General features: G+C 53.5%; 6 protein-coding genes. All 6 read left to right on the top strand.

The window, feature by feature from the left end; genetic code table 11:
* Nucleotides 1–49: 49 nt before the first annotated feature.
* The 6 genes from Pla22_RS14090 to Pla22_RS14065 all read left to right on the top strand — a co-directional run bounded on the left by Pla22_RS14090 (nt 50) and on the right by Pla22_RS14065 (nt 6,744).
* The gene (locus tag Pla22_RS14090; RefSeq protein WP_146515493.1) at nt 50–988 is read left to right on the top strand and encodes a DUF1559 domain-containing protein; all 939 of its coding nucleotides are present in this window, start codon (nt 50–52) and stop codon (nt 986–988) included.
* Nucleotides 989–1,105: 117 nt separating this feature from the next.
* Complete coding sequence (locus Pla22_RS14085; protein WP_146515492.1) at nt 1,106–1,492, top strand: BlaI/MecI/CopY family transcriptional regulator; 387 nt, start codon at nt 1,106–1,108, stop codon at nt 1,490–1,492.
* Entirely contained in the window at nt 1,489–2,583 is a 1,095-nt protein-coding gene (locus Pla22_RS14080; protein ID WP_146515491.1) for a M56 family metallopeptidase, read from the top strand. Before Pla22_RS14085 ends, Pla22_RS14080 begins: the two co-directional genes overlap by 4 nt.
* Before the next feature lie 194 nt (nt 2,584–2,777).
* Nucleotides 2,778–5,246 carry a glycosyltransferase gene (locus Pla22_RS14075; protein ID WP_146515490.1) on the top strand — a complete coding sequence of 823 codons (2,469 nt, stop codon included), beginning with the start codon at nt 2,778–2,780 and terminating at the stop codon, nt 5,244–5,246.
* Nucleotides 5,243–5,557, top strand: a complete 315-nt coding sequence (locus Pla22_RS14070; protein WP_146515489.1) for a hypothetical protein — start codon at nt 5,243–5,245, stop codon at nt 5,555–5,557. The genes Pla22_RS14075 and Pla22_RS14070 overlap by 4 nt, the downstream gene beginning before the upstream one ends.
* Nucleotides 5,554–6,744, top strand: a complete 1,191-nt coding sequence (locus tag Pla22_RS14065; protein WP_146515488.1) for an LptF/LptG family permease — start codon at nt 5,554–5,556, stop codon at nt 6,742–6,744. The genes Pla22_RS14070 and Pla22_RS14065 overlap by 4 nt, the downstream gene beginning before the upstream one ends.

The following is a 6,744-nucleotide window of genomic DNA, read 5'->3' as shown; positions in this document are numbered from 1 at the left end:
ACTAAAGAATCAGTAACTTAAGAAGCATCAAACGAAAAAGGACTTTCTGATGCCTCTTCAATCTGAGTTATCCCGCTCCCGCAGCGCACGTCGCCTTGCTTTTGAAAGCCGCCGTGCGTTCACAGTTTTGGAACTTTTGGTTTCCATTTCCGTGGTCGGTCTATTGGTCGGCTTGCTTTTACCGGCCGTCAATTCAGCCCGCGAAGCGACTCGCCGCATTCAATGCGTTGATCATCTACGCGAGGTAGGTTTGGCGCTGCACAACCACCACGATGCAAAGAAAAGTCTGCCGGCGGGTTGGAAGTTTGACCCAAGTGGCGAAACGGCGTTTGGCTGGGCCGTAGAACTGCTTCCGTATTTAGGACAACCTGGGCTGTTTGATCAGATCGATTGCAAGCTGCCCGTTCAACATCCCATTCATGACCACGCTCGGACGACGACGCTGGAAGTCTTGCTTTGCCCGTCCGACATCATCGACCCCATGTTCGCTTTGCATGAGGAATCCGAAGAAGACGAAGATGACGAAGACGAAGATGAGGAAGACGAACATCCTGTTCACGTTTACGAATTGGGAACTGAGCCCATCGAACTGATGCGATTGCCGACAGCAAATTATGTCGGTGTCTTTGGAACGCTCGAATCTGATGACAGTGTCCCAGCCCCAATCGGTGATGGAGCGTTCCTGGAGAATCGCCTTGTGCGTTTTCGCGACTTCCAACGCGGACTTTCTCATACGTTCATCGTGGGAGAACGAAAAATGGCGCAGGTTCCCTCGACTTGGTTCGGCGTCCACCTTGAAGGCGAAGACGCAGCGGCTCGGATCGTGGGTTCGGCGTTAGAAGGCATCAATCAACCGCTCGCCGACGAGTGTGACTTTTCGAGTCGGCATCCCGGCGGCGCAAATTTCTTATGGGGTGATGGCCACGTTTCGTTTCTCACCGAAAGCTTGGACCTCGATGAGTATCACCAGTGGTCCAAACTTCGTTGACCCAATTATCGTTGACCTCACTACCAAAGCGTGACGGCGTAGAACATCGCGACGCCGACGTCACCGCCCTTCACCGCCCACGCTACACGAATCCCTAAACCGTTTGGAATAGAGCTGATGCCGAACAAAAACAACAGCACAGAGTTGACCAAATGCGAAGCCGAAGTGATGGACATCGTTTGGGCAAAGGGAACGGTCACGGTGAATGACGTCGTCGAAAGTATCGGTCGCGACCTCGCCTATACCACAGTGATGACGACGATGAAGATCCTTGAGGACAAGCAATTCGTTCAACGGGGGAAGAAGATCGGACGTGCCTACACGTATTCGGCTCGGGTGTCACAACAAGCGGTTCGCGAGGGCATGCTCAATTCGTTGATCGATCAAATTTTTGGCGGCTCAGCCCGATCGTTGGTCTTAAGTCTAATTCAATCCGACACCGTGACGGCTTCGGACATTGAAGCAGTCAAGACGGCAGCCAAGAAGTTGGAGAAGCCATCATGAGTGCCTCGCTTGTTTTTGAAACCATCGTAACGTTGTGTTTCCACGTCGCCGTGATCGTCGCGCTTACCGCATTCCTAACGCGTTGGGTAAATGACGCTCGTCAGAATTCCCGAATGTGGACGATTTGCTTTGTATTGATTCTGTCGTTCATTGTTGCCGCGTTTCTGCTCCCCCACCGTCGGTTGATTGTTGTTTCGGATATGCTGCCGCAATCCACGCTCGCTCAATTGGTGGCATGGCAACGCATGTTTGTTGCGGCACTGGTGATCGTGTGGACGGCCGGAGTATCCGTCTCGTTGCTTTCACGAGGGATCCGTTGCTTCGCACTGTCTCGTTTCCTGGTTCGAAGTTGCCAATCTCTGACAGTTTCCCAACGGCAATCGCTTCCCTTGGATGACAGTGAACTCGATCCAACGACTCAGGTTCTGGTGTCGGATAAAATCCAGGGCCCGTTTTGTTGGCAATTGCACAAACCAACCATTGTGATTCCCCGCTACGTTCTCGACGGTGATTCGACCATCCTGCGTCACGTTTTGCTGCACGAGGTGGAACACTTGCGAACAAACCATCCGATGCAGCATTTTTTGCAGGGAGCATGTTCGACTCTATTTTGGTTCCATCCCGCCATCAAAGTGGCAGCCCAGGGTGCAGAGATTACCCGCGAATTTGTGTGTGACGAGCACGTGACTTCATCGGACGGTAAGTACGCTTCCTACCTGAGAACGCTGGTCAGTATCGCGGAACAATGTGGCAGCGTTTCATGCACGGAAGTTCCCAAGGGCACGCTCGCGTTCGGGAACCAGAAATCTGCGTTGATCAAACGTAGCGATCGAATCGTTCACTTGGCGACCCATCCGGCTAAGCCGAAACGCGTTCGCACAGTGATGGGCACTGCCGGCTTGATCGTCGGTGCAATTCTTGTCAGTCAAGTTTGGTTGCCCACCAACGCGACTGCGTCCACACGGAGTCACTGGTCACCTTGGCCGACTTGGTCCGCGACCACACTGCATAGCTTCGGAGTCAACGCTCGAGACTTTGAACGATTCGATGAGCGAAGCGACATGCACGAGTGGATCTCGGGCGACCGCTAACTACCTGTCACAATCATCCACGTGAGCCACTGGTCACCAAAACGCTCGCGGATTCATTATCTAGAAACAAATCTTAACTAGCTCGACTGGGCTGATGCTCCATCTCGGTTAGACGTTGAATGATTGAAATCGTCCTCTTACCGTCGACCTAACTACTAAACCTTTCGTAACTCAGGAGTGCAAGGACGCACCCAATGAACCACACTGAACACCCCACAAGCATCTCGTTAGTGCTTCCCGCATGGAATGAATGCGAAGTGATCGAACGGGCAATCAGCGAAGCCGACTTGGCGCTTCGCCAAGTTGCGTCCGACTATGAGATCATCGTTGTTGATGATGGCAGTACCGACGGGACGGACCAACTCGTGCAAAAGGTGGCATCGAGCAATCCGAACGTACGATTGGTTCGGCATGATCCCAACCAAGGATACGGCGCAGCGCTTCGCAGCGGATTCGCTGCGGCTGACAAAGAGCTGGTTGTTTTCACCGATGCTGATTGCCAGTTCGATCTCACTGAACTGGACCGCTTCGTGCTGCTTTCGCGACGCTACGACGTTGTTTGCGGATATCGGATCGACCGAAAGGACACGGCGCTACGTTGTCTGTACTCCAAAGTTTACAACCTCTTGGTACGAGTGTTGTTGCGGACGGGCGTTCGCGACGTCGACTGCGCGATGAAGATGTTTCATCGCGACACCGTCAAACACCTCAAGATCACGGGCAATGGTTTTCTCGTGAACTCTGAAATTCTCACCCAAGCTAGGCGACACGGTTGCTCCATCGTCGAAGTCGGCGTCTCGCACCGAGCACGTGTAGATGGAATGAGTACCGTTTCGATCCGCCACATTCCTAAGGTGCTGACAAGTCTAGCGAGATACTGGTGGAACGACGTTCAATTTCCCAGGTCACCTCATGAGTCAATGCCACAAACGGATGCTCGATCGCCCCAACTATCGAAACGGGAGAGACGATTCGATGCATTTGCTCGTCACACCGGCGGCACAGGCGGCCTTCAAGTTGGTTTGCTGATCATCGCCGCGATCTTCTTGTTGTCGAATTTGAACTATCCGCTGATTGATCGAGACGAGACTCGTTACGCCGAGATTCCGCGGGAAATGCTCGCGACGGGCAATTGGATTTTGCCGCAGTTGAACTTCGAAACCTACTACGACAAACCGCCACTGCTGTACTGGTTGACTGCTATTAGTTTTCAACTTTTCGGAATCACGGAATGGGCTGCACGCTTGGTGCCGGCATTGGCAGCCTGGGGCACGCTTGCATCGACCATGTGGTTTGGCACGCGCCATTTCGGCTCACGTATTGGTCTGCTCAGCGGCATCGTGCTGATGTTGTCAGTCGGTTTTGCGTTTACCAGTCGCTACTTAATCCTGGATGGATTGTTTTCGCTGCTAGTGACGTCGTCGCTGTTCACTGCCTACGAATCCATCCGCGGCGATCGAGTGAATTGGTTTTGGTGGGTTTTGTCGGCTGGGTTGTGTGGCCTCGCGTTCCTTGCCAAAGGCCCACTCGCACTCGTGCTTTGGCTGCCACCGATTGTCGTATTCACATGGCTGAGTGAAGGTTATGCCCAACCCAAGTGGCGACACTTTTGGGTGCTCGGTTCCGTCGTAGCAGTCATCGTTGCGCCCTGGCTCGTTGCGGTCACGATGCAGGACGACCAGTTCCTTTTGGAATTCTTTTATCGTCACCATGTTCGTCGCTTCGCTGGCGAGTATCACGTTCAACCGTTCTGGTACTTCATTCCGGTGCTGTTGATTGCTGGACATCCCTGGACTTTCTTGACGATTCCCTACGCGACGTTCTTACTGGGTGATTCTCAGGCGAAAAACTTTCGTCGCCCACCGCTGTTGGGTTTCCTATGTTTGTGGAGCGGTTGGTGCTTCGCATTCTTTTCGATATCACTTTGCAAGCTTCCAACTTACCTATTGCCCGCGGCACCCGCCTTCGCACTGATGATCGGCCAGTACCTCGATCAGGTTTTGGACGATTCCTCGGCCTCATCACCTCACTGGTTCGCGCGTCATTGGTCCGCAAGTGGTGCAACGCTGGCAACGTGCCTCGCAGGAATCGGTTTTGTGGTCTTTGTGGTGATCACTCGAACGGATCTTTCCACGACATCCATGTTGTGGGGAGTGCTGTGGACAACGCTACTAGCTTCGACCGTTGCTTTCGCTCGACGAGCCAAGCGAGACCAGCTTGCGTGGGCGTCCACAGTCGCCGTCGGCTTCCTGCTATCGGTCATGGTGATGCATCAATTTGTGCCAGCCTACAGTCGCGCGCAGTCACTCTTTGGTCCTCAATCACCATTGAATCTGGTGATGAAGAAGGAGCTCGATGCTCAAATCCCTATTGCCACGATCGCGCATGAATTTTCCGGAGTCCCGTTTTACCTTCATCGAAGCGACATCGAGAACATAGACCGTGTCGACGATCACCAAATCGAACGGTTCGTCACTTTGCATAAGCACTCGGTCCTAGTCGTCGAATCACGAGTGACATCTGACGAACTGGCAAAGCACCTGCCGCAACATTCAAGAGCCAGGACACTTGGTCGTCGCGGGCAGGCACAGGTTTTCGAAGTGACGCGAGATGAAACGGTAAACCAGATTGCCGAAGGTCCGACGCCCGAGGTGAAACGATGACCAAACGCCGGATGGGGCTACGCATGCGACATCGGTTTGAGAAGTGCGCAGCTCGCTTGATTGCCACTCAGTTAGTCGTCACTCGGCTAGTCGCCACTTGGCTAATCGTCGCTCGGTTGACCGTCCCCGGGTTAACCGTCACCTGCTTGGTGTTCACGAAGGTGATCGTCACTCTGTTGCAACATCGTCATTTCGTCGTCCGTCCCACGATTAGCGTACAAGAACGACGGTATGTTCAACAACTGATCGAACGACTGGAACGTCAGCAAGACACATCGCTGCAAGGCATCCAGCAGGAGACTCGATCATGACTTTGTTGCAGCGAAGAATCGCGAGAGACATAACGTTCACCTTTTTGGTCGCTTTGACGGCACTGACCTTGATGGTGATGGTGATCGGGGTCGCCCGGGAAGCACTCAGCCAGGGTCTGGGCATTTCGAGCGTCCTGCAAATGATTCCGTTTGCGTTACCCAACGCTCTTTCACTGGCGGTTCCCGGAACCGCATTGCTGAGCGTGTGCGTGGTGTACGGCCGAATGTCGGCGGACAATGAATTTACCGCGTTGCAGTCCGTTGGTATTTCTCCTTTGCCAGCGATGATGCCCGCGATCGTTATCACCACCGTCTTAAGTCTGGCGACGGTAGGGTTGATCAACATGGCGTTCACTTGGGGATTCCACGGCGTCCAAAAGGTTGTGATCTCTTCGGTCGAAAGCATCGCCTATCGGGTGCTTGAACGAGAACTTCGCTTTCAACACGAAAACTTGACCTTATCCGTTGCCGACGTCGACGGTCGTCACCTGATTTCGCCGGTAATCAATATCCGTCGTCCCGGACAAGAAACGATTTCCATTACGGCGCAAGTTGCTGAACTGTCGTACAACGACGCAGCCGAGGGACTTACGCTTAGCATCACCAACGGCAGTGCAAGCATGGGCGAGAAAGCTTCGTTCATGTTTCCTGACACGTTCGTTCATACCGTTCCATTGTCGAAGCACCACAACGAAGACGTGATGTCCGCAAATCCGTCTCACATGCGGATGCGAGAGTTGCCCACCGCGATGGTGCAACAATCAAGCGACATTCATCGACGTGAGGGCGAGATCGCGGTGCACACGGCGTTCTCGATACTCACGTCGCGGCCCGAAGAACTCGGCGGCACTGAATCTAATTCTCGCATTGCCTCTTTGAGTTCTAGCCGACGTCGCGTCCACCGCTTGGACACCGAGATGCATCGGCGTTGGGCTAGCGGATTCACTTGCCTAGCCCTCGCGCTAGTGGGAATTCCCCTGGCCATTCGGCTGAAGACATCAGACACGATGACAACCTTTGCGATCGTCTTCCTGCCGACGCTATTGGTCTACTACCCAATTTTTGCATTGACGCTGAACCTCGCCAAAGAAGGCAGCCTCGTGGCGCAAGGGGTTTGGATTGCCAATGGAATATTCCTGTTGATCAGCTTCGTAATGATGCGACGCGTAATCTATTGCCCCAGTTAA

The sequence above is a fragment of the Rubripirellula amarantea genome (genome assembly GCF_007859865.1).
Classification (GTDB): domain Bacteria; phylum Planctomycetota; class Planctomycetia; order Pirellulales; family Pirellulaceae; genus Rubripirellula; species Rubripirellula amarantea.
Note: the sequence above shows the minus strand (reverse complement) of the source record. Positions and strands in the feature narration are given on the sequence as shown.

What these genes read in the sequence shown, in the direction of transcription:
- Pla22_RS14090 (WP_146515493.1), top strand. Translation starts at nt 50, where the DNA reads ATGCCTCTTCAATCTGAGTTATCCCGCTCCCGCAGCGCACGTCGCCTT.
- Pla22_RS14065 (WP_146515488.1), top strand. Translation starts at nt 5,554, where the DNA reads ATGACTTTGTTGCAGCGAAGAATCGCGAGAGACATAACGTTCACCTTT.
- Pla22_RS14085 (WP_146515492.1), top strand. Translation starts at nt 1,106, where the DNA reads ATGCCGAACAAAAACAACAGCACAGAGTTGACCAAATGCGAAGCCGAA.
- Pla22_RS14070 (WP_146515489.1), top strand. Translation starts at nt 5,243, where the DNA reads ATGACCAAACGCCGGATGGGGCTACGCATGCGACATCGGTTTGAGAAG.
- Pla22_RS14080 (WP_146515491.1), top strand. Translation starts at nt 1,489, where the DNA reads ATGAGTGCCTCGCTTGTTTTTGAAACCATCGTAACGTTGTGTTTCCAC.
- Pla22_RS14075 (WP_146515490.1), top strand. Translation starts at nt 2,778, where the DNA reads ATGAACCACACTGAACACCCCACAAGCATCTCGTTAGTGCTTCCCGCA.